This window comes from Stieleria magnilauensis, from assembly GCA_007753675.1.
Classification (GTDB): domain Bacteria; phylum Planctomycetota; class Planctomycetia; order Pirellulales; family Pirellulaceae; genus Stieleria; species Stieleria magnilauensis.
In genome coordinates this window covers 8,963,168-8,986,180 of sequence record CP036432.1, presented here as the reverse complement: position 1 = coordinate 8,986,180, position 23,013 = coordinate 8,963,168, and the positions used below count along the sequence as shown (strand labels likewise).

At 59.3% G+C, this 23,013-nt stretch carries 13 protein-coding genes; 10 read left to right on the top strand and 3 right to left on the bottom strand.

Annotated elements, in window-relative coordinates:
• Window positions 1-56 precede the first annotated feature (56 nt).
• The 3 genes from TBK1r_RS32335 to TBK1r_RS32325 are packed head-to-tail and all read left to right on the top strand — an operon-like array spanning window position 57 to window position 2,394.
• Window positions 57-1,418: a sulfatase family protein gene (locus TBK1r_RS32335; RefSeq protein ID WP_145219607.1), complete on the top strand. Its 1,362-nt coding sequence runs from the start codon at window positions 57-59 to the stop codon at window positions 1,416-1,418.
• 32 nt (window positions 1,419-1,450) lie between these two features.
• Window positions 1,451-2,041 carry a thioredoxin family protein gene (locus TBK1r_RS32330; RefSeq protein WP_419580609.1) on the top strand — a complete coding sequence of 197 codons (591 nt, stop codon included), beginning with the start codon at window positions 1,451-1,453 and terminating at the stop codon, window positions 2,039-2,041.
• Window positions 2,038-2,394 (top strand): hypothetical protein, encoded by a 357-nt coding sequence (locus tag TBK1r_RS32325; protein WP_145219603.1) that lies wholly within the window; start codon window positions 2,038-2,040, stop codon window positions 2,392-2,394. The genes TBK1r_RS32330 and TBK1r_RS32325 overlap by 4 nt, the downstream gene beginning before the upstream one ends.
• Window positions 2,395-2,447: 53 nt before the next feature.
• On the opposite strand, the gene TBK1r_RS32320 is transcribed toward TBK1r_RS32325, so the two are convergent.
• A complete protein-coding gene (locus tag TBK1r_RS32320; protein ID WP_145219601.1) occupies window positions 2,448-5,228 on the bottom strand; it encodes an MMPL family transporter in 2,781 nt (926 codons plus the stop codon).
• Window positions 5,229-5,762: 534 nt separating this feature from the next.
• Window positions 5,763-8,828 carry a secretin N-terminal domain-containing protein gene (locus tag TBK1r_RS32315; protein WP_419580608.1) on the bottom strand — a complete coding sequence of 1,022 codons (3,066 nt, stop codon included), beginning with the start codon at window positions 8,826-8,828 and terminating at the stop codon, window positions 5,763-5,765.
• A 430-nt stretch (window positions 8,829-9,258) separates the two neighbouring features.
• Here TBK1r_RS32315 and TBK1r_RS32310 point away from each other — a divergent pair, with 430 nt between their 5' ends.
• From TBK1r_RS32310 to TBK1r_RS32300, 3 genes are all read left to right on the top strand, one after another.
• Window positions 9,259-10,446 (top strand): LptF/LptG family permease, encoded by a 1,188-nt coding sequence (locus TBK1r_RS32310; protein WP_145219599.1) that lies wholly within the window; start codon window positions 9,259-9,261, stop codon window positions 10,444-10,446.
• Window positions 10,447-10,544: 98 nt separating this feature from the next.
• Window positions 10,545-11,876 (top strand): nucleotide sugar dehydrogenase, encoded by a 1,332-nt coding sequence (locus TBK1r_RS32305; RefSeq protein ID WP_145219595.1) that lies wholly within the window; start codon window positions 10,545-10,547, stop codon window positions 11,874-11,876.
• Window positions 11,876-12,988 carry a tRNA-queuosine alpha-mannosyltransferase domain-containing protein gene (locus TBK1r_RS32300; protein ID WP_145219593.1) on the top strand — a complete coding sequence of 371 codons (1,113 nt, stop codon included), beginning with the start codon at window positions 11,876-11,878 and terminating at the stop codon, window positions 12,986-12,988. Before TBK1r_RS32305 ends, TBK1r_RS32300 begins: the two co-directional genes overlap by 1 nt.
• A gap of 246 nt (window positions 12,989-13,234) precedes the next feature.
• Here TBK1r_RS32300 and TBK1r_RS32295 read toward each other — a convergent pair whose 3' ends face one another.
• On the bottom strand, window positions 13,235-15,649 hold the full coding sequence (locus TBK1r_RS32295) for a prolipoprotein diacylglyceryl transferase (RefSeq protein WP_145219591.1): 2,415 nt from the start codon (window positions 15,647-15,649) through the stop codon (window positions 13,235-13,237).
• Between the two features lie 253 nt (window positions 15,650-15,902).
• Between TBK1r_RS32295 and topA the strand changes: the two genes are divergently transcribed.
• From topA to TBK1r_RS32275, 4 genes are all read left to right on the top strand, one after another.
• Window positions 15,903-18,638 (top strand): type I DNA topoisomerase, encoded by a 2,736-nt coding sequence (gene topA / locus TBK1r_RS32290; RefSeq protein WP_145219589.1) that lies wholly within the window; start codon window positions 15,903-15,905, stop codon window positions 18,636-18,638.
• Between the two features lie 135 nt (window positions 18,639-18,773).
• Window positions 18,774-18,956 carry a DUF6800 family protein gene (locus TBK1r_RS32285; RefSeq protein WP_095737198.1) on the top strand — a complete coding sequence of 61 codons (183 nt, stop codon included), beginning with the start codon at window positions 18,774-18,776 and terminating at the stop codon, window positions 18,954-18,956.
• A 257-nt stretch (window positions 18,957-19,213) separates the two neighbouring features.
• Window positions 19,214-19,957, top strand: a complete 744-nt coding sequence (locus TBK1r_RS32280) for an ABC transporter ATP-binding protein (RefSeq protein ID WP_095737199.1) — start codon at window positions 19,214-19,216, stop codon at window positions 19,955-19,957.
• A gap of 130 nt (window positions 19,958-20,087) precedes the next feature.
• Window positions 20,088-23,003, top strand: a complete 2,916-nt coding sequence (locus TBK1r_RS32275; RefSeq protein WP_145219587.1) for a Gldg family protein — start codon at window positions 20,088-20,090, stop codon at window positions 23,001-23,003.
• Window positions 23,004-23,013: the final 10 nt, after the last annotated feature.

Sequence of the window (23,013 nt, the reverse complement as noted above, 5' to 3'; positions counted from 1 at the left end):
CAATAACAACCTTGTCCTCCATTCCTGCCCCCCCACAACCTGCTTACCCTCACGCCATGGCTCACCGACTTCGGCTTTTCCTCTCGGTCGTTTTGTTCAGCGCCCTGTTTGTTCCATTCAGCTCGGCCGCTCCGCCCAATATCGTCCTGCTTCTCAGTGACGACATGGCCTGGACGGACTATGGGTTCATGGGGCATCCGGACATCGAGACGCCAAACTTGGACAAGCTGGCCTCCGAAGCCGCGGTGTTCCCGCGCGGCTATGTGCCGACGGGACTGTGTCGACCCTCGCTGGCGACGTTGTTGACGGGCCATTACGCGTCGACTCATGGAGTGACCGGCAACGATCCGTCACCCAAGTACGCTCCACGCGATTCGGAGTTGTTTAACCGGCAGCGGGCGCAACTGATTTCGTATCTGGATCGATTTGAAACCGTTCCCGAAGCGCTCGGCAAACTCGGCTACCTCAGTCACCAAAGTGGCAAGTTGTGGGAGGGCAGTTATCAAAACGCCGGTTTCACCCACGGCATGACACGCGGATTCCCTCAGCCCGGCGGACGTCACGGAGACGACGGATTGAAAATCGGACGCAACGGCATCGAGCCGATCAACGAGTTTTTGGATCTGGCTGTTGAGGAGAACAAACCGTTTTATCTGTGGTACGCCCCGTTCATGCCACACACTCCCCACACGCCTCCCCAGCGATTGTTGGACAAGTATCGCGACGGACGACCGCTCACGATTGCCAAGTACTACGCGATGTGTGAGTGGTTCGACGAAACCTGTGGCCAGTTGATGGAGTCGCTCGAACAACGCGGGCTCGCCGAAAACACGCTGGTCGTGTATCTGACCGACAACGGTTGGATCCAAGATCCAGAGAAAAACGGGTACGCACCGCGGAGCAAGCAAACGCCTTATGAAGGCGGAGTGAGAACGCCGATCTTTTATTGGATGCCGGGCAAGGTCAAGGCCGGCACGCGACCCGAACTGGTCAGCAGCATCGATATCTACCCGACGATGTTGGCCGCCGCCGGTGCTCCCCTGCCCGATGATCGCCCCGGGTTGAACCTGTTGCCGCATTTGACCAGTGGCGACGCGATCCCACGCGACACCCTTTTCGGCGAAGGATTCGCGCACGACATCGCGGACATCGAAGACCCCGAAGCCACGTTGCTCTACCGCTGGTGTATCGAGGGCAAGTGGAAACTGCTGCTGACCTATGACGGGGAAGTCAATCGCTATCAATCGACTCATCCCAGAGACGAGAAAGGGCCGCAGCTGTTCGATCTGATCGCAGACCCCGCCGAAAACAACAACTTGGCCAAAGAGAACCCCGAAGTTGTTGCCCGATTGGCGGAGAAAATCAACAATTGGTATCCCGTCAAACGAGCCCAAACCATCACGACGCCCTCCCCATGATCCGATCCAGGCATTTTGTTTCAACAACTGTCATGATGCTGGTTTGTCTGGCGGTGACCGCTGCGTCGGCCGGCAAGTACAACACGGTTCTGAACATCGGCGAGACCGCTCCGGCGTGGAGCGAGTTGCCGGGGACCGACGACCGTGAGCATTCTTTGCAGACGCTTGAACAGAAGAAGGTCGTCGTGGTCGCGTTCACGTGCAATTCCTGTCCCTATGCGGTCGATGCCGAAGACCGCTTGAATGCGTTGGTCAGTCGTTTTGAGGACAAGTCAGTCGCCGTGGTCGCGATCAACGTCAACAAGGTCGAGGAAGATCAGATGCCGGCGATGAAACGGCGGGCCAAGGAGAAGGGATTCGAGTTTGCGTACCTGTGGGACGAGTCACAACAGATTGCCAAAGAGTACGGCGCAAAGTACACGCCGGAGTTCTATGTGTTGGATGAGGATCGCAAGGTCGTCTACATGGGAGCAATGGATGATAGCCCCGCCGGCGATGAGGTGACGAAGACCTACCTCATCGATGCCATCGAAGCCACCCTGGCCGGTCGAGAGGTCCAGGTCACCGAGACGATTCCGATCGGTTGCCGCATTCGGATCGAGCGGCAACGGCGAACGCGGTGAAGAAACATCTCCGGCCAGTCGCTCAAGCGGATCGTCGACACACCCGGTTCCGATCGACCTCGCGACCACGCGGCGGTGTTTGGGCAGTGTTGGGGGGCCTGGGCGGCGCTTTGTGCTTCGCGTTCTTTACCACGTTGTTGCTGCTCGTCAACGGCACCGCCACCCTGGTCCTGTTCGGCGCATTGGTCGACTCCGACCCGTCGTGGGCGGATCGCAAAGGGGTGATGCAGTTCGGGCTCTTTGCGCTGCCGTTGGCCATGCTCGTGGCCGAATGGTTGGTCTGGGACTTCTTGTGTGGATTGCTGCGGCGTGGAACAGCGGATGACGATCGGAGAAGCGGGATGGCAGATTGAGGCGGGGCAGAATCATTCTGTCTTTCCATCGTTCTGCCACCTGGCCCGTTCCATCACTTCGCGCCGTTTTTCTGCTTGGGTTTCCAGCGTCCCATCAGGGCGACAAAACTGGGGACCAGAATCGTGCGGACATAGAACGTATCGATCAGGACGCCCAGACCGAGTGCAAAGCCGAGTTCGATGATCCCGCGGAGTCCGATCGACGCATCGGATTCGATCCCCAGCAGGTGCAGCAAGCCGGGTAACCAGGCGGAGGCGGTCATGCTGAAGAAGGTTGCCGCCATCACCATTCCACACGCGGTGATGATTCCGCCGGTCTTGGATACCGCGTGGCGGAGCGCAGACAACCAGCCGCTCTTGCGTTGTTCTTCGACGATCCGTGTGACCAGGTAGACGTTGTAATCCTGGCCGACCGCGACCAGGATCACAAACAGGAACAGCGGAAGTTTCCAGTCCAGGCCGACGTACTGATCGGCGTAGATGCCACGGAAAAACAGCACGGTCAATCCGAGCGTGGCGTAGTAGCTGAGCAGGACGGTAAAGATCAGGTACAGGCACAGCCCGAGCCGGCGGATGACGGCGACGAGAATCAGGAAGACGGCAAGCACGACCGCGATTTTGATCCGTTGGTTGTCGGCGATCGTGACGCTTCGCAGATCGATGATCGAAGGCGTCGTGCCGGTCAAATAAACCTTCGATCCGGTCCAGTCGGAATCCGGGTCGCTGGCGAGTTGATTCAGGGTGTCACCGATTTGTGAGACCAACTGCTGCGTCGGAAGCGCAAACGGATCGCCTTCGATGATCAAATCCAGGCGTGCCAAGCGGTCTTGGTATTGGGTGTTATTGGAAAAGAAATAATTCTGTGCGACACGGTGCTGTTGCAGCGCCCGTCTGCGCCACGCGTCGGCGCTCAGCAGCCCCATCTCTCGGTCCGGGGGGAAGTCGCCCAGGGGATCGTTCGGCGTCCGCACGGCGACGACGCCCGGCTGTGCGTAGAGCAGGTTGGACAGACTTTTGAGTTGCTTTTTCAACGTCTCTCGTGGTTCGTCTTCGGGGCGAACCATCAAGACCGTCACCGGATTGATCTCGCCGATTTTGAAGTGGTCCGACAGCAAGCGATAGCCGCGTCGACTCGGCGCGTCAGTATCCAACTGGCTGCTCAAGTTGTACGTCACGGAATCTTCGTTGACCCATCCGTACCAACCCGGGGCGGCCAGGAAAACGATGCCCAACAGAAAGGCGGTCATCGGCCGGCGGGTCAGGGTGATCGCGATCCATTCCCACAAACCACTCGAACGCCGCGTCGATTTCCCATCGGGGCCGACCGGAACCGAGAGCAGCGAGCGCGTGGTTTCCGTTTCGGGAGTCACGACGTTGGGCCAGAACACGTTCGGGCCGAGCGCCCGCAGCAGCGCCGGTGCAAGCGTCAAGCAAACGATTAGGCCGACCAGCAAACAGATTGCGATGATCGGGCCGGTGTAATGGTACTTGCCAAACTCAGCGAACCAGAGCGTGCCGAGTCCGAAGACGGTCGTCAGCGCGCTGCCCAGCAACGCCGACGTGACCCCGGTCAATGCATTGCGGCACGCCACGGGCCACGGAGCCAACGCGGCTTCTTCGCGCAGTCGCGAGATCAGAAACAGACAGTAATCCGTTCCGGCGCCAAACAAAATCACCACGATGAAAATGCGACTGGTCGTGAACACACGCATGTCCAGCCAGGGCAGCACGCCGCGGATCGACCAATCCGTCAGCGTGGCCACCATCGACGTCGAAACGATCACCGCGACACCGATGGAGATCATCGGGACGGCGACCAGCAACGGTGCCCGGTAGACCAGAATCAAAATCAACAGGATCATGATCACGGTGATCGATTCGGTGTAGCGAATCGCATCGCGGGCGGCGATCAAGGTTTCGCCGCCGATCGCCGCCGAGCCGGTCATTTCCAACTGTAAACGCTCCGCGGCGTCTTCCGGTTGCGGGATCCGAGCCAAACTGTAGCGGCGAACCTGGTCGAGTATTTTGCCGACCGATTCGACGGTGTCGATGTTTCCGGTCGCGGCCAACTCGCTGCTCAGTTGCATCACAGCCAATCGCGCCGACGGTTTGGTCAACAGCGACCCCAGGACGGCATCGTCCCAGGAAAGCAGGTCCAGCATCGAGGCCCACGCTGTCAGATCACGCGCGGCGATCGGCTCGGCAAGCGTCTCGATGTCGGGGACCAGCAGCAGGGCATCGCGATAATCGTCTTGGGCTTGCCGCTCTTGGCTACCGATCTGTTCGAGCAATTTTGCCCGATCAAAGTACGCGATCGCCATCCGCGGTTCGGTCAGGGTGGGGGCCAGATCCGGGACCGAGTCGGCGAACCGTTCGTAGAATCGCTGGTCGACGGCGATGCTGTGGTCGAGCGATTCGAGGGCGCGTTGGAGCCAGGGTTGGGCAAGCTCGGGGGCCTGATCGATCGGGCCACCGGAATAGCCGAGACCGATCGCGCGTTGCCAACACACTTCGCCGAAGCGGTGATGCAAGCGGCGGAGCAAATCGTCACCGACCATCAAATCGTCTTTATCGAGCGACGTTTCCTTGCGACCGAGCACGATCACAATTTGGCTCCGCGCCCGATCGCCGGGAAAGGCTTCGTCGAGCACCCGCGCGGCGGCGACTGTGGTCATGCGGTCGGGCAGGTACTCGAAATCACCGTCATAGGCGACGTCTTTCCATTTCGGCGCGATCGTAAACAGAACGACCGTCGCGACGACCCAAAAGACCAGCACGGGCCGCCATCGATGGGTGACGAATCTCGCAAGTCGTTTGGTTAAATCAGCGAGCATCGTGGATTGTGGGCGGTGGGCGTCGTGCGGTGAACATCGTGGGGATGTCAACAGCCGGGCATTTTAAACACCGCGGCAAAACGTCGTCCGACAAGCGTACACCAATGGGGGCAACTTGTGATGCGGGGGCCTGTTTTCAGGGGGATGGCCGGCGCTTGGGTGGTGTGCCTGTACCCATCCTTTTTTGCCGCTAGATTTCCACGACGCCCTACCCCAAGACCAAGCCGATGTTGTCGATGGCCGTTGGCCAACGCGTGTCCCCGTTTCCGCACACTGAGCCCACTGACTGAGCCCACTGATGGCAGCGCGAACCCGCGGATATTTTGCACCCTGTCATCCGCGGTTCGCGCTGCCATCCGTGGTTATTCTTACCGCTGGTTCACCCGGTTATGTGGCTCAATCGCTCGTATTCTGCCGCACCTTGGTGTTCGCGTGTAGGCGGTCGTGGACGAGGCGACGAGTCCTGGCCAAGATGCCGACTGCAGAGGACTCGTCGCCTCGTCCACTACCCGGAAATTGAGCTGCGATAGACGACTAGCGAGGTTCGCGATCGCTGGCCGGCGGGCCGCCGGGGCGGGCGGGGGATTGCGGCGGACTGGATTCGCTGGCTCCCTTGCCGCCGAAGGCCTTCAGAGCATCTTGAATCGATTTGGCGCTGGTGTTGCCCGAGAGTGAAATGATTTGCATGTCGCCGGCGGGTTTTGCGGCCAGGTCTAATTTGTGAATCATTTCGATCACCAGATCCAACAGCGGTTCGCCTTCGGCACTGACCAGCAGCGTATTGCCGACGGTGTCGACGCCCATCGACAGTTTGCCTTTGAACGAAAAATCCACGTCGCCGCCGTCCCGGCCGTTGTCGCCGTCGACCAGGCCGCTGCCTTGTTTTTCTCGTCCAGACGATTTCTCGTCGCCGCCCGGTGCTCCACCCCCGCCGCCGCGTCCCGCCTTGGCAAACGTCTTGTCGTTGCTGCTGAGCAGATCGCGATACGCCTCTTTGACGGTTTCGGCGATGGTTTCGGCGCTGCCGAATTCAATGTTCACCAGTTTGGTGTAACGCATGCGGCGTTTGTTGACCGGTTCGGCGACATCCCACAACTCGATCAGCTCGCTAATGGTGCGTAGCTGCGAAGAGGTCGCGCCGCTGACGACGATGGTGTTGGTGTCGGGGTCGTAGACGAATCGTAGTTCGTTGTCCTTTTCCAATCCCTTGGGGCCGTCGTCGGACGAATCTTCGAAGTCGTAGAAATAGTAGCGGTAGGAACCATTCGAGTCGTCGTCCTTGTCTTCTTTGTCTTCAAAGTATTCTTCCAGGTTCAGCTGGATGTATCCGGCGGACTGGTGTTTGATTTTGAAGACGTGATAGGGTCGTTTCGGGGGCGCCACCTGAAGCATCAGGTTTTCCAGTTGGTCGAGCGCTTTGGTGTTGGATCCGAGCAACAACAAATTGCCGTCTTCGTCCAGTTGGATTTGAATCGGGGACAGATCCGACGAGGACTCTTGTGACCCCGTCGCGCGTTGGTTTTCTGTTGACGCTTTCTCTTGATCGCGGCTTCCGAACAAGCGATCAAAGTCTTGGGCGGATCGAATCGGAGAATCGTCGCTCGATTCGCTCGACGGTGTCGCCGGGTCGGCGGTTTGCGGCGTATCTGCCTGGGTCGCCGTCAGTTGATCGCCGTTACTCGACCGCGCCGACTCGGCCGCAACGGTCGAGGTGGACGCGTCGCGCCTGTCGGGCGTTTCATGTCTGGTTTCCAAGCCCATGTCGATTTTTGGTTTCGCTTCGCCCTGCTCCGTCTCGTCGTCTGTGTCGTCGTCGTCCTCGCGGGCAACGGGGTCGACGAACTCGGTCGCGTCGGGCAGCTCCAAGGGGGCGTCGGACAACTGGGACCATTGTTGTTTCAGACGCATCAGGTAGTCATAGGTTTCCGGCCCGGAGGTGGCATCGATGCGGCGGACGGTGCGTGGGCTGCCTCCCGGCGGCGGCAATTCCCCGAGCTTGATCAGCAGGTTGCGAACCTGTTCCATCTCCGATTCGTTGGCCCACAGCAGGACTTGCCGAAACCGCGAGTTGGCGGCGACCCGAAACTCGTCTTCATTCTTGTCTTCTTGTTGGTTGCCGTAGCCATAGCCGTAGAAGTAGGAACGCCGCGAGTTGGAATTCTTGTCGTCGTCTTTGTCTTGGCCCATCAAAAAGGCGATCGACTCGGCGACCTCGTTGGCCTCGAGTCGGCGCAACTGGAGCACTTCGAATTGTCGTCCGCTGCCATCGAGCCGCTTGATCAGTCGGTCGATGATGAAGCGATCCGCAGCCGAGCCCGACACGATCAGGGCTTTGTTGTCTTCATCGGCGCGGATCCGAGTCGTGGGTTCCATGACGTTCATTTCGCCGATGATCTCGATCAGCTTTTCGGGGTCGATGGACGTCAAGCGAAAGACTTGAAGGCGCGATTCGATGTCTGACAGCGAGGCGAGTCCTTGGCTGGGGACATCGATGCGATTGATGAATTCGCCCGCAATCGCGATCCGATCCACCGGGGCACGAATGAAGACGGAGTTTTGACGCGTGTTGGCGACGATGGAGATTTCGGCTTTCTTCGGCGGTGGCGCCGGTTGCCCGCCGTTCTGCCGCGCCATCTGCTGCATCATCGCCATCTGTTGCGGTGACATCGGGGCATTGGATTTTTTTTCGACGCCCAAGAACTCTTCCAGCATGGTCTTAGCCGTCTCGGCCGGGATGTACCGCAATCGAAATTCCGGGGCGAGCGCTTCGCGGCTGGATTGGTTGCGTTCCTGTTCGAGCAACTGGACGACTTGGCGAAGGTTGATCGCCGCGTCCATCGCCTCGATGCGGTTGGTCGTCGTCAACGCGGTCAGTCGGCCGTTGCTGCTGATCATCGGTTTGAGTTCTTCGGCCATCTTTTCACTCGACAGCCAGCCGAGTTCGAGTGATGCGCGGACAAAGGTGTGCGGCATCATTTCGTCCAGCTCGTCGATGTCCACCCGAGGCACCATCGCCGCGTTGATCCCTTCGGTTTTTGCGACGGTGATCCCGCCGGGCATTTCCAACAACGTGTAGCCGCGGGCGAGCAGATGGCGGTTGAACAGGTCTTTGGTTTCTTCGACGGTGTATCGTCCAGGGGAGCGCAGGTTCACGCGGTCGGCGGGCAACTCCTGCCAGTCGAGCGGTTGATCGGCAATCTCGGCCAGCCATTGAACGAGTTCGACCCAGGGCTGATTGCGGAATTGGAACGCGACTTTACCGTCGGGCCCGACGGTGGCTTTCAATTCATCCGGATCGGCATCGCCGGTTTCCTGGTCGCCGCGTCGGATGATTTTAGGTTCGGGCGGTTGCTCCGGCTTCTTGTCGCCTTCCTTCGCTTCTGCTTTGCCCGGCTCCGGTGTTTCCCCTGGCTTGGCGTTGGGATTGGCCGGTTTGGGGCCCGAGAACGGGTCGCCCGAGACCGGCATGGCTCGTGGCTTACCGTCCGGTCCGACGACCGTCATCGTTGGCGCCTGACCCCACAGGGTTGTCGGGCCAGCGGTGATCGCCAGGAGGATCAGGTACGTCAGCGTTGGTTTGTGAATTCGTCGTTGGGGCACCGCGAATCACCGAAATCGGGAAAAGGGAAGGAGGCGGTAGGGGGACTCGGTAGTATGACCGGGCGAGACCAGACGCACAAACAAATTGCGAGCGGAATCGGGGGCTGGTACCAAAAATGCGAAGCAACCTTTAGGCCCTTCGGTTTTGGGTTCCCGACCCCTTATCCGTGGAACCCCAGGTCGAATATCCGTGGAACCCCAGGTCGAAAAGTCACCGGGGCACTGGGTAGACGATCAAAGGTAGACAATTTGTCTCGGAAAGTGGTTGGCTTCTTCCATTTTTCAAAGAAAAACCGGACTACCCCCGTTAGGTGTGTTTTTGTTACGAACCGGTTCCGCAGTGAAAACTTCGTTTGTGTGGCGGTTGGTGCGGGGTCCAAACGCTTGGTCCGTCGTAGGGTGTCTCGCTGAACGTGAATGAATCCACTCCATGCCCACTCGGCTAACTCGTTACATCTTGGCGGAAATCATGAAGATTTTCGTCGTTGCATTGATCGCTTTGACGCTGTTGATCTTGTTGATCGGCGTCGGGCGAACGCTGCTGCGCGAGGGGTTGGGCCCGTTTGCGATCGTCAAACTGTTGCCCTTTGTACTGCCGATTTCGCTTCAATTCGCGTTTCCGGCGACGGCGTTATTCGCGGTGTCGTGTGTGTATGGGCGGATGGCCGGCGACGGCGAGGTGGCGACGGTGAAGGCGTCGGGGATTTCGCCGCTGAAAATCCTGCAACCGGCCTTCGTGTTCGCGTTTTTGCTTAGCCCGATCGCGGTCTACATGAGTGATTTGGCGGTGTCCTGGGGGCGACCGGGCGTCAATCGCGTGGTGATGCTCTCGATCGAAGACATTGTTTATCGCAAGATGCGAAGTCAGCTTTCATACACCGATGATGGGTTTTCGATTCACGTCCATGACGTCAAAGGGCAACGGTTGGAGTATCCGACGGTGACGGTCCACAGCGGCGGGACGCCGATGAAAATGCAGGCCCGTGAGGGTCGGTTGACATTGGATGTGGAGAACGAAACGCTGATGTTGGAACTGACCGATAGTCGTTGGGACCGAGGCGGTTCGATTCAGGGCTTCGTGCCGGGCAAAACGGAGGTGCCGATCCAATTGTCCCGCACCCTGCGGACGCCGTCGCAAGCGGAAACGCGTCCCAGCGAGCTGCCGTTGAGTCTGATCCAGATCGAACGACTGAGCCAGGACGCGCGTTCGCACGCCGCGATCGGCGAATTGGCGGCGCATACCGGTTTTTCGATTCTGACCAGCAGGACCGAGGAGATCGCGGGTCCAGCCGGCCAGCAGAAGATGGCTCAGCTGGAAGCGAGTAAACGGCGATTGACGCGGCTGCGGATCGAACCGTGGCGCCGCTGGGCCGAAGGGTTTAGCTGTTTCTTTTTCGTCTTTATCGGTGCCCCACTGGCGATGCTGGCTCGGACCAGCGACTACTGGACGACGTTTGGACGCTGTTTTCTACCGACGCTGCTGCTGTATTACCCGTTGTTCATCTTGGGATTGAATCAGGCCAAGGACAGCGTCATCCCTCCCTACGGGGTCTGGCTGGGCAACGTTGCACTTGGCGCGATCGGGGTGATTTTAGTGAATCGGGTGCGGCGCTACTGAGAAAGCTGTCGGGGCGGGCGCTGGTAGGATTGGCCGACAGGACTAAACTTGCCCGTTTTCGGCGTTTTCGTCCGTTGCCTTGCCCCCCAGGTCGTTTGATGTCCTCCGATTCCTGTCAGTCGCTTCTCCGTGCCATCGCTGACCGCACTTGCACCGTCGGGGTGATCGGGCTTGGGTACGTCGGATTGCCGTTGATTGACGCGTTCACCCAGGCCGGTTTCAAGTGCGTCGGGTTCGACGTCGATCCGAGCAAGGTGAAGAGTTTGCTGGGCGGAAAAAGCTACATCAAGCACATCGACGATTCCAAGATCGCCGCTTGGATTGAAAAGAAACTGTTCGACGCGACCGACGACATGGGCCGTCTGTCCGAGCCGGACGTGTTGTTGATCTGTGTTCCGACGCCGTTGGATGAAGCCCGCGACCCGGATTTGAAATACGTCGTCGGCACCTGCCAGGCGATTGCCAAGACGCTGCGCGCCGGGCAACTGGTCGTGCTGGAAAGCACCACCTATCCGACGACGACACGCGACGTGATGGTGCCGATTCTTGAACAGGCCGGGCTATCGGCAGGGAGCGATTTCTTTGTCGCCTACAGTCCCGAACGCGAAGATCCGGGCAATCCTGATTTCTCCGCTGCCGGGATCCCCAAGGTCGTCGGTGCGATCAACGAAGACAGCCAGGCCTGTGCCGCGGCGCTCTACGAATCGGCCGTGGCCGGCGTGGTGCCGGTTTCCAATTGCGAAGTCGCCGAAGCGGCCAAGGTGTTGGAGAACATTTATCGTGCCGTCAACATCGCGTTGGTCAACGAGTTGAAAGTACTGTTCGACGAAATGGGCATCGACGTTTGGGAAGTCGTCAACGCCGCCAAGACGAAACCGTTCGGGTTTCAGGCGTTTTATCCCGGCCCCGGGCTGGGCGGCCACTGCATTCCGATCGATCCGTTTTATCTTTCTTGGTTGGCACGCAAGCAAGGCTGCAATGCGCGGTTCATCGAGTTGGCCGGTGAAGTCAATCGCTCGATGCCCGCGTATGTCGTCTCGCGCACCTCGGAGTTCTTGAATGAGTTTCGAAAACCCGTCAACGGCAGCAAGATCTGTCTGTTGGGCGTCGCCTACAAAAAGGACGTCGATGATCCCCGAGAGAGTCCATCGTTTGAGCTGATGGAATTGTTGCTCGAACAAGGTGCCGAGCTGACGTACAGCGATCCCCATGTGCCCCACCTGCCTTCGATGCGGCACTACGATCTGCCGGAAATGCACAGTCAGACGCTCACCCCGGAATTTTTGGCGTCGCAAGATGCGGTGTTGATCGCGACCGACCACACGGCGTTCGACTACGAACAAATCGTCCGGCACAGCGCGCTGGTCGTCGACACCCGCAACGCGACCGCGGCGGTCAAGTCGCACCGCGAACGCATTCGTAAGTGCTGATGCAGGTCCTCGCGATCGAGCCATATTACGGTGGCAGCCATCAGGCGTTCCTGGATGGCGTGATCGCCGGCAGCCGGCACCGTTGGTCACTGGCCACGTTGCCGGCGCGTCACTGGAAATGGCGGATGCGATCGGCACCGGTGCAGCTCTGCCCGTTGGTTGCTGATTTGGTTCAATCACACGGCGTGCCCGAGGTGGTGTTGGCCAGCGACATGTTGGATCTGCCGACTTGGCTGGGGTTGGCGTCACGCGATGCCCGGTTCCGCTGGCTGGGTGACGTACCGGTGGTGACCTACTTTCACGAGAACCAGTGGGCTTATCCGCAGGCACCCGATGCCAGGACGGATCATCATTTCGGGTTCACCAATCTGTTGACCGCCGCCGCCTCCGATGCGTGTTGGTTTAATTCGGAATTCAATCGACGGACGTTTTTTGAGCTGTCACGTGACTTCATCAGCCGCATGCCCGATGCTCGACAAACGATCGATCTGAAGGGGATCGAACAGGCGAGCCGGGTGATCGCTCCGGGTTTTCGACCGCCGAAAATCCGTGACACCGCGAGTCGCGATGATGCACCGATCCGGTTGGGGTGGGTGGGGCGATTCGAGCATGACAAGCGACCCGATCGGTTCTTGGCGTTGCTCGATTGTCTGACTGCTCAAGCGGTGCGATTCGAGTTGATTCTGCTCGGAAAGAGGGGACGCCGTCGCGAAGTGATCGATGAGATTCGCGCTCGCCACGGGGCATCGATTCAGTTTGACGACTACGCCGAGTCGCGCGACGCGTATGAAGCTCGGCTCGGCCAAATCGACGTCGTGGTCTCGACCGCCGAACACGAATTTTTTGGCATCGCGATTTGTGAAGCGATCTGGGCCGGCGCGATTCCGGTCACGCCCGATGGACTGAGCTATGTCGAGTACGTCCCGGAGTCACTGCGGTACAGGGCGATCGAACAGGCCGCCGAAATCATCAAGGGATTGCAAACGCCGGCGGACCGAGAGCGGCTGAGCGAGCGATGTCGCCGTCGGATTGCCGATTACCGAATCGATCGGGTCGTCCGTGCGATCGATTCGGCGCTGGAGACGGTTGGTTCGCGCTCTGGCGACGTTTGAATTAAGGATGCCGCGGAAAACAAGACCCACGGATGGCAGCGCGAACCCACGGATTTTTTGCACCCTGTCATCCGTGGGTTCGCGCTGCCATCCGTGGGCCCATGAACCGTTTCATCGTTCCGCAAGTTACGACCTGGCGCTTTTTCGCGGCGGTGCGTCAACGCGTAGCGCATGTTGTGCATGCAGGCGGTGCGTCAGGCACAGCCTGACCTACAGATCACTTTCAATCGACAGGCGGCCGGTGCGTTACTGCGGCAACTGGTATTGCTCGAAGCCGGTTTTTTCATCGATGGTTTCGAAGAAACCTTGCTGGACTTTTCCGGCGGTGCCGTCGGACATGAACATTGCCATGATGCGTTCGGACTGCTGGGAAAAGATCGCCCGCAAGTCTGAGGTCGCCGGTTGCAAACTGGTGCGTTTGATGACGTAGTAAACTCGTTCGGGACCGTTGGGAGCAACGACATGTTTGGCTCCGTCGGCATTGAAAACGGTTTTCATGAAGTCTTCATCGATCGAGTCGAGCTCGCGGATATTGCCGATGGTGAAGCTGCCGAAGCCGACCATGTTGAGCCACGAAAATGGTCCCAGGTCTTTGAAGTAGTTTTCCTGGCGATCTTCGGGGACGAGTTCCTCCAGGGAGGTGCCGCCGTTGGCGGTTTCTGCCATCGCTTCGGCGGCCTGTTTGGCCAATTCGCGCGCTTGGGCGAAACGGATCGCGGCGACGACTTCGTCACGGACTTCATCAAGCTCGGGGGTGTAGGCTTCTTTCTCTTCCGTTTTCCAGCTCAGGTAGGTTCGCTGGGATTCCAAGTCGACCGTGGTCGCTGGCGTAAAGAGTTCTTGTTTGATCACTTGGCCTTCGACGCCGAACATCATCGCGGCAAAGGGGACGCCGCGTTGGGTCAGTGCGGTGCTCTCTTCGACGGAGTCGGCGATCGGTTCGTCGGCCAGCGCGACCGGGTCGAAGGGGCCGATCTTGCGATAGCTCAGTCCAAGCTCTTCGGCGAGGGCTTTCAAATTCGGACGTTCCGGCGGAGGCGTGGTCGCGTCGGTCCCGTCGCCGTAGATCGCGCGAGCCCGCGAGTACTTTCGCATCACGTTGCGTAGTTTGGCGATCGCCTGATCACGGGCTTCGCGGGCCGGGCCATCGACCATGGTTTGTGCGATCTGATCTCGCACTTCTTCAAACGGCCGGTAGCGCGGCTCCGGTTCGGCCGCTTCCATTTCTTCGGTTGCGGTTTCTTCGGCGGAGGTTTCCGGCTCTGCGGCGGTCTCGGGCTCGGTGGTTTCGGGCTCGGTCGCCGATTCTTCGTCTTGTTGGGAGCTGGCGGTTTCGGTGGAGACGTCGCTTTGCATCACGACCAGGCGGACGCCGTTGTGGTCGGGGTCGATCGTCGACTGGTCGTCGGTGTCGGGGGTGGCGTCGTCCAGGTCGCCGGCTTCTTCGAGCTCTTTGGAGAACGCTTCGACTTGCTCTTGCTGGGCGGCTTGGGTGTCTTCGGCCGATTCGCTGTTGTCAGCAGCCGGAGTGTTTTCCGCCGGCGGCTCGTCGGTGGGTTCTTCCTTCATCTCCTTCGCTTCTTCCGCGGCGGGCGCGGAGTCAGCGGGCTCGGAGTCAGCGGGCTCAGCCGGAGGCGTCGTTTCGGCCGGTTCGGTCGTCTCTGGTTCTGTCATTTCCGGTGCTGGGCTTTCCGGTTCGGTCGTTTCCGGCAAGATCACGACATCCGCCGGCAACTGGAACGCTCCGCCGGCCTTGCGTCGTTCGTATTCGGCTTTGATTTCTTCCTCGGACAATTTGGCGACTTCGGCATCGCGAAACGCTTGCAATTCCCCGAGCACGTATTCAAAGCTCGCCGTTTCACGTCGGCGGAAGCCGGGTTCGGGGGATTGATCGTTGGGGTAACGATCTTTTCCGGCTTCGTAGACGGCGACGACTTCGGATTCGGAGGGGTTGGCGTCGGTTTCGGCGACGTAGTCATCGACCAGCACGCCGTAGGCATTGATGGTCGCTTTTTGGTTCAGTTTCAGGAAGTTGTTCCAGTGATCCAGCGGCGATTGCAGCGGGAACTGGCCGCGGGCGACGGTGGCGCTGGCACCGCGGAGGTAGAGGTTTGCCAGCAGCTGTTTTCGCAGCATGTCGTACAGCTGGTACTGGCCCATTTGGTTGTTCGTTTCGCGCCGCAGCAACGCGAACATCTCTCGCTCGCTCAGCTTGCCGTCGGTGAATTGTTCCATCCAGATGTCCAGCGAGGTGTCATCGAGCGCAAAGCCTTGTTCCTGGGCTTCGGCGGCGAATTGCAGGGTCCGGATCGACATGTCGTCGCTGGGCGAGCCGTTGATTCCGACCGATTGGATCTGATTGGATTGTTGGTCGAAGGTAAATCCGGGGACTTTCGGAGTGCCCCCGCGGCGGATCGTCTCTTCGGCCAATTTGCGCAGGTACTGCACCGTGGCGTAATGTTTCTGGGTGAATCCGTTGACGCGGCTGGCCGTCAGTGACACGCCGTTGAACTCGGCCAGGACCGGATCGGTCATGCCGGGCCCGCTCCGCTGCATGTACTCCGAAACTGTCGGCAGCACCACAAAGGCGAACATGGCCAGCAGAATCAGGAAGGTCATCGTGACCTTTTGATTGCGTCGAAACAGCTCCAGAGGACTCATAGTGGGGGCTTTCGGAGTGGAGAAAAGGAACGGGGGTGCAGAAATGGGAAGCGGAAAGCGTATCGCCGCGTCTTTTCAAGGGTCAAGCCGGAATCACGCTAATTCGCGTTGCTTGCCGGCGGCTTGTCGGTTATCCAGACGCATCGCGGCGGCAGCTTCTTGAGCTTAGCGGATTGACGAGATCCTGCCTTCACCGCTACCACTAAACCGAGCGAACCCGATCTACCGACCCCGAGAACAACAGCTTTTTTTGATGGCAAAGAGCAACGGCAAGAGCCTGGTGATCGTCGAATCACCCGCAAAAGCACGCACGATCTCGAAGTTTTTAGGCGCGGCTTATCAAGTCGAAGCCAGCATCGGGCACGTCCGAGATCTGCCCGAAGGCAAGAAAGATGTTCCCGATAAGTATCGAGATCAGCCGTGGGCGTACCTGGGTGTGAACGTCGACGAGGGGTTCGAACCACTCTATATCGTGCCGACGGAGAAAAAAAAACACGTCAGCAAATTGAAGGCGGCACTGAAGGAAGCAGACAGCCTGTATCTGGCGACCGATGAAGACCGCGAGGGTGAGGCGATCAGCTGGCACCTTCACGAGTTGCTCAAGCCGAAAGTGCCCGTGCACCGACTGGTTTTCCACGAAATCACCAAGGAAGCGATCACCGACGCGCTCCAGCACACCCGGGAGATCGACCAGGGGTTGGTCCGGGCACAGGAGACGCGACGGATTCTCGATCGCCTGTATGGCTACGACATGTCCCAATTGCTGTGGCGAAAGGTCGGCAGCGGGACCTCCGCCGGGCGGGTGCAAAGCGTGGCGGTGCGGTTGATCGTCCAGCGAGAACGTGAGCGAATCGCGTTCGTCAAAGCGACTTACTGGGACATCGACGCCGTGTTCGAAACCGGCAGCAACGAATCGCTGCCGGCGACCTTGACCCGGTACAACAACAAAAAAGTGCCGACGGGGAAGGATTTTGATTCCGAAACCGGCAAGCCGACCAAACCCGACTTGCTGTTGCTCAGCGAGCAGGAAACCAACGAGCTGGCCGAGACATTGCGGTCCACCTCGTTCGCCGTTTCCAAGGTCGAGGTCAAGCCGTTTTCCGAACGCCCCCGGGCACCGTTTACCACCAGTACCCTGCAACAGGAAGCCAACCGCAAGCTGGGATTTGGTGCCAAACGCACGATGGGTGCCGCCCAGAAACTGTATGAAAACGGTTACATCACCTACATGCGGACCGACAGCACGACGTTGTCCAAAGAGGCGATCTCGGCGGCTCGGTCGTTGGTCCAGTCCGTGTACGGCGAAAAGTACCTGCACCCGAGTGTGCGGGTGTACAAGGGCAAGGTCAAAAACGCCCAAGAGGCTCACGAAGCGATTCGTCCGGCCGGTACCAGCTTTCCAACCCCCGAATCGCTGCGTGGCCAGCTGGATTCGGATCAATTCCGGCTTTACGACCTGATCTGGAAGCGGACGGTCGCCTGCCAGATGGCTGATGCCCGCAAACAGCGAATCAGCGTGGTGATCGAAGGCGGCGGTGCCACCTTCACCGCGACCGGGACCAGCATTTTGTTTGAAGGTTTTCTGCGAGCCTACGTCGAAGGCAGCGACAATCCCGAAGCCGAATTGGCCGACAAAGAGCGGATTTTGCCCAACGTTGTCGAAAACGATCCGTTGGTTCCCCAATCGATGGATCCCAAGAGCCACACGACCCAGCCGCCGGCACGTTACACCGAAGCGTCGCTGACCCGGACGCTGGAAGAAAAAGGGATCGGTCGCCCCAGTACGTTCGCTTCGATCATCGGGACGATCACCGACGAACGCCGGAATTACATTTACAAAAAAGGCAACGCGCTGGTCCCCAGTTGGCGTGCGTTCAGCGTCACGCGGTTGATGGAAGAGCACTTCGGGACGCTGGTCGATTACCAGTTCACCGCCGACATGGAGGACTTTTTGGACTCGATCAGCCGCAACGAAGGCGGGGCGGAAGAGTACCTGCGGCGGTTCTATTTCGGCGACGACGGCCCCGCCAGCGATGCGATCAAGCAATTGGCGGCCGATCACAACGTCGCGCTCAAGCCGCGGCTGGAAAAGAAGCTCGAAGAGATCGATCCCCGCGTGACCGCACGGTTTTTGATCGGAACGCCGACCGAGGGCGATCACCGCGAAGAAGTGTTTGTGCGGGTCGGCAAATACGGGCCGTTCTTGGAACAGGGCGAACGCAAGGCGCCGATCCCCGAAGGCCTGCCGCCGGATGAATTGGATTTGGCCAAGGCGATCGAACTGCTCGATGCCGGGCAGGTCGAAGAGGAGCCGTTGGGAACGCACCCGGAAACCGGGAAGCCGATTTACGTCAAAATTGGTCGCTTCGGCCCGTATGTCCAGTTGGGCGCGCCCGATGACGAGGAAAAGAAAAACCAATCGCTGCTCAAGGGCATGGTGATCGAAGATTTGACGTTGGAGATGGCGTGCAAGCTGCTCGAATTGCCGCGAACGCTGGGGAATTTTCCCGACAACGACCAGCCCATCCAAGCCTTTGACGGTCGCTATGGGCCTTACGTCAAATGCGAAAAGGAAACGCGATCGCTGCCCGACGGAGTCTCCCCGCTGGAGGTCACGCTCGAAGAGGCGATCAAGTTGCTGCGCGAGCCCAAGCGGCGTGGTCGGGCGGCGCCGAAGGAGCCGATCAAGGTGTTTGAGGCCAAATCGCCGGTGACCGAAGCCGAGGTCAAGGTGCTCGACGGGCGTTACGGCCCCTACGTGACCGACGGCGACACAAACGCCTCGTTGCCCAAGGGCGTCGATCCGAAAGAGCTGACGTTCGAGTCCGCGATCGATCTGTTGGCCGAGCGGGCCGCCAAGGGTGGCTCGAAGAAAAAGAAGAAAAAGAAGGCGACCAAGAAGAAAAAGGCGACCAAAAAGAAGTCGGCCAAGAAGAAGGCGACGAAGAAGAAGGCCACCAAGAAGAAGGGTGTCAAGAAAAAGGCGTAACCGAAGGTGGGATCGGCTTCCAGGCTGTCGGTCCCGGAAACGCACTACTCGGCGCGCCGAAAACTGACTAAACTTCGCGGCCCCACCGATAACATCCAAACATTTCTAACCCCCATTCACTTTCTGGAGTTCCCTATGCCAAGTGGCATCGAACGAGTCCGCGAGATCAAACGCCTTCGAACCCGCCGTAAAAAGGTCGCCAAATTGCTGGCCCGAGCCAAGGCCGGCACGATGGACAAGTCGGAAGTGGTCCGAAAACTGAAACGATTGACGCCCGGCGCGGATGTGATCATCGAGCGTGAAGGCCTGAAGTCCTAAGGCGTCCCGCCGATCGGTCTTTCCTGTCTCGGCCATCTCGCGGCCTGTGCCGCCGCAGGACTCTTCACTCGCCCCCCTGCCCCGTCGCGAGGCTGTCTTTGGCCATCTCGCGTTCGGCATGGCGGTTTGCGATGCTGTCGTCACCGTCATTGCACGCGTCAGCCGAGATTTCTCGGCGACGTCTCTGAACCACGCTTCGGCTTGAGGCGTACCTGACGCTTGACGTCTATCCCGACCCCTACCCCCAACAGACGAACATGACAACGACGGAACAGCGGCGTCCGATGATCGAAGCGGACGGACTGAGTAAGTTCTATGGTCCGTTCGCGGCGGCCCGCGAGGTTACCTTCTCGGTGTTGCAGGGCGAACTGGTTGCGTTTCTCGGCCCCAACGGTGCCGGCAAGAGCACCACGATGAAAATGCTGACCGGCTACATCGCACCGAGCGAAGGTGAGGCGAGGATCGCCGGGCACAACATGATGGACGACCGCATCGAGGGCAGTCGTCATCTGGGCTACCTGCCCGAAAGTGGTCCGCTGTACATGGAAATGACTCCCTCGGGGATGCTGGACTTCTTTGCCGAAGCACGCGGATTGGTCGGAGCCAAGAAACGCGACCGTGTCGAAGCGGTCGTCGAGATCTGTGACCTGTCGTCGGTGATGTACAAGCCGATCAGCAAGCTTTCCAAAGGATTCAAGCAGCGGGTCGGGATGAGCCAGGCCTTGCTGCACGATCCGGACGTGTTGATTTTGGACGAGCCGACCGCGGGGTTGGACCCCAATCAAATTCGCGGCGTCCGCAAGACGATGCGGAAGTTGGCCGAGACCAAGACGATTCTGCTGTCGACGCACATTCTGCAAGAGGTCGAAGCGATGGCCAACCGCGTCGTGATGATCAACGAAGGGCGGCTGGTCTACGACGGCGACGTGCAAGGTTTGCGCGAGCACGGCAACGACGATTTGGATCAAGCGTTCCATCAATTGACGCAGTTCGACGCGTAAGATCGTCGAGCGGGAGAGGCTTCCAGCCTGTCAGTGCTGAATTGCCAGGCTGGAAGCCTCTTTCCACCGATGGCAGGCTGGAAGCCGCTCCCACATTTTCCCACCCCACACCTTCTCTGCCCGATTCACTATGAACCCCAACATCGCCGCGTTGTTGAACCTGGTCGTCATGGATGCCATTTTTCTGTGCATCGTGTTGGCCGTTTTCGGTTTGGTCGCCGGAACCAAACGCGCCGCCTTTGCGGTCATGAAACGCAACTTCGTCGGCTACTTCAGCAATCCGACCGGCTATGTGTTTCTATGCATCTTTGTGTTCTTGACCTCGGTCGCTGCGTTTTGGCCGTACGAGTTTTTTAATCAAAACCTGGCAACGCTGGATCAGCTGAATTACTGGTACCCGTTGATCATGCTGGTGTTCATTCCGGCGATCACGATGAGCATCTGGGCCGAAGAGCGGCGGGCCGGGACGGACGAGTTGTTGCTGACGCTGCCGGCCGACGATTTCGACATCGTGATCGGAAAGTACATGGCCGCCGCGGCGATCTTCACCGCGTCGCTGTTGTTCTCGCAGTTGAGCACCTTTGTCACGTTGACGGTTCTGACCGACGGCGGACTGGATACCGGGCTGATCTTCACCACGTACATCGGGTACTGGTTCGTCGGAGTCACGATGATCGCGATCGGAATGGTCGCCTCGTTCTTGACCGGCAACCTGACCGTCGGATTTATCTTGGGCGCGTTGTTCAACGCACCGTTGGCGTTCGCTTCGCTGGCCGACTCGGTTGTCGGCAGCGGCGATGCGGTGTTCGGAATCAACTTTGCCGAGCTGATCAAGGAAAGCGGCATCGCCCGGCCGTTCGACGATTTCGGTCGCGGTGTGATCAGCACGTCTTCGGTGATCTACTTTGTCCTGGTCACCGTGGTCGCGCTCTACATGTGCATGGTGCTGATCGGTCGCCGTCACTGGACCGGCGGCAAGGACGGCAACACGATGGCGTATCACTATCTGGGGCGTATCATCGCCCTGGTGGTGGTCACCGCCAGCGCGGTCGTGTTGTTCCGCAACCGCGACATCGTTCGCCACGACATGACCGAAGGCCAGGTCAGTTCACTGGCCCCGGCGACGACCAAGTTGATCAAAAACTTGGAGTCCGATCGCCCGATCAAGATCGACGCGTACATCAGCAAGGACATTCCCGAAATGTACGCCCGGACCCGCTACGAGCTGGTCAACTTGTTGAAAGAGTTTCAAAGCGAAGCGGCGGCTAGCGGACGAACGATCGAAGTCAATCTGTTTGATGAAATTGATTTGTTCAGCGACGAAGCTGCCGAGGCGGCCGATCGTTTCGGGATCGAGCCGGTCACGCGAATGGTTCGCGAACAAGGTTCATATCAGCAAAAGCGAATCATCATGGGGGCCGCGTTCCGCGCCGGCCTGGAAAAGGTCGTCGTGCCGATTTTCGAATACGGCATCCCGGTCGAGTACGAGCTGGTTCGGTCGATCAACACCGTTGCACGCGGCGAGCGAAAACGCGTCGGCATCGTCCGCACCGATGCCCAATTGATGGGCGGCATGTCGATGGCCGGCATGCAGATGCGACCGATCGAAAAGCACCCGTTGGTCGACGAGTTGAGCAAGCAGTACGAAGTGGAAGAGGTCAGCCTGGATGCCCCGATCAGTCCCGGCGTCTACGACGCCTTGTTCGTGGTCCAGCCCTCATCGCTGGCGCCACCGCAGTTCGAACGATTGCTCGAAGCGATCAAGGCGGGCGTGCCCACGGCGATCTTTGAAGACCCGCTTCCCTACGCCCGTCAAGACATCACGGCGACAGGCGAGCCCAAGCAACAACCCGGCGGCATGTTCGGCATGGGCGGCGGCGGGCAGCAGCCCAAGGGCGACATCCGCGAACTGTGGGATATCTTGGAACTGAAAAGCACGGGCTCGCCCGGCGTCCAGTATTACAACAGCGACATCGTTTGGCAGGATTACAATCCCTATCCGAACCTGGACATGAACGTCGATCCGTTCTGGGCGTTCATCGATGAAAATGCCCCCGGAGTCGAACCCGGCCAGGCGCTCAGTGCCGCCAGTCCGATCACCGATGGGCTGCGTCAGGTGTTGGCACTCTACTCCGGAACGATCCTGCCGGCCGATGGTGCGACGTTGACGCACACGCCGTTGCTGGCCACCGGAACGGCCAGCGGAACACTGCCGGTCACCAAGTTGGTGCAGCTGATGCAGACCGGGATGGAAGGATTGTCCGGCGCCATCGAGGGTCCGTCGCCCAACCAGATTTTGGCGATGACGGTCGAAGGCAAGCCGTCTGCCGCTGATTCGTCGGCCGACGCAGACGGCAAATCCGAAGGCGACGGCAAATCGTCCGGAAGTCCGATCCGCGCCGCGTATGTCGCCGACATCGATTTGATGTTGCCGGTGTTCCTGCAGATTCGTGCCGATCCGAATCAAGCAACCGATCTGCGATTCCAATTCCAAAACGTGACCTTCCTGCTCAACACGATCGATTGGTTGACCGGCGAGACGGACTTTATTGACGTTCGCAAACACGAACCGATCTTTGCCAGTCTGAAGATGATCGATGAGGTCAAGGAAACCGCCAGCATGGATGTCCGCGCCAAACGAAAGGAGTTTCAGCGGCAATCCGAAGAAGCGATTCGTGAGGCCGAGGAAGCCCGCGATGAGCAGCTTAAAGAGTTGCGTGAGGAAGTCGCCGAGTTGCAAAAGAAAAGCAAGGACGGCAGCATCCCCCGGCCGCTGATCGATGCCAAGTCGATCGAGTTTCAGACGAAGTCCGAACGGTTGCAACGGGCGCTGGCGGTCAAGCGAGAGAAGTTTGAACGCGAAGCCGAGCGGAACATCGCCAAGATTCAACGCGAGTCCGATCAACAGGTCACGGCGATCCAAAACAAAGTCAAGGCCTACGCGGTTGCGTTGCCCTGCATCCCGCCGCTGATCGTCGGCGTCGTCGTGTTCGCCTCGCGCCGTTTGCGAGAACGCGAAAACATCAGCAAGTCGCGGCTGAAATGATTTGATCCCA

Excerpts from the sequence above, each read along its gene's own strand:
- TBK1r_RS32330 (WP_419580609.1), top strand. The coding sequence starts at position 1,451 with ATGATGCTGGTTTGTCTGGCGGTGACCGCTGCGTCGGCCGGCAAGTAC.
- TBK1r_RS32280 (WP_095737199.1), top strand. The coding sequence starts at position 19,214 with ATGACAACGACGGAACAGCGGCGTCCGATGATCGAAGCGGACGGACTG.
- TBK1r_RS32300 (WP_145219593.1), top strand. The coding sequence starts at position 11,876 with ATGCAGGTCCTCGCGATCGAGCCATATTACGGTGGCAGCCATCAGGCG.
- TBK1r_RS32335 (WP_145219607.1), top strand. The coding sequence starts at position 57 with ATGGCTCACCGACTTCGGCTTTTCCTCTCGGTCGTTTTGTTCAGCGCC.
- topA (WP_145219589.1), top strand. The coding sequence starts at position 15,903 with ATGGCAAAGAGCAACGGCAAGAGCCTGGTGATCGTCGAATCACCCGCA.
- TBK1r_RS32305 (WP_145219595.1), top strand. The coding sequence starts at position 10,545 with ATGTCCTCCGATTCCTGTCAGTCGCTTCTCCGTGCCATCGCTGACCGC.
- TBK1r_RS32285 (WP_095737198.1), top strand. The coding sequence starts at position 18,774 with ATGCCAAGTGGCATCGAACGAGTCCGCGAGATCAAACGCCTTCGAACC.
- TBK1r_RS32310 (WP_145219599.1), top strand. The coding sequence starts at position 9,259 with ATGCCCACTCGGCTAACTCGTTACATCTTGGCGGAAATCATGAAGATT.
- TBK1r_RS32295 (WP_145219591.1), bottom strand. The coding sequence starts at position 15,649 with ATGAGTCCTCTGGAGCTGTTTCGACGCAATCAAAAGGTCACGATGACC.
- TBK1r_RS32320 (WP_145219601.1), bottom strand. The coding sequence starts at position 5,228 with ATGCTCGCTGATTTAACCAAACGACTTGCGAGATTCGTCACCCATCGA.
- TBK1r_RS32275 (WP_145219587.1), top strand. The coding sequence starts at position 20,088 with ATGAACCCCAACATCGCCGCGTTGTTGAACCTGGTCGTCATGGATGCC.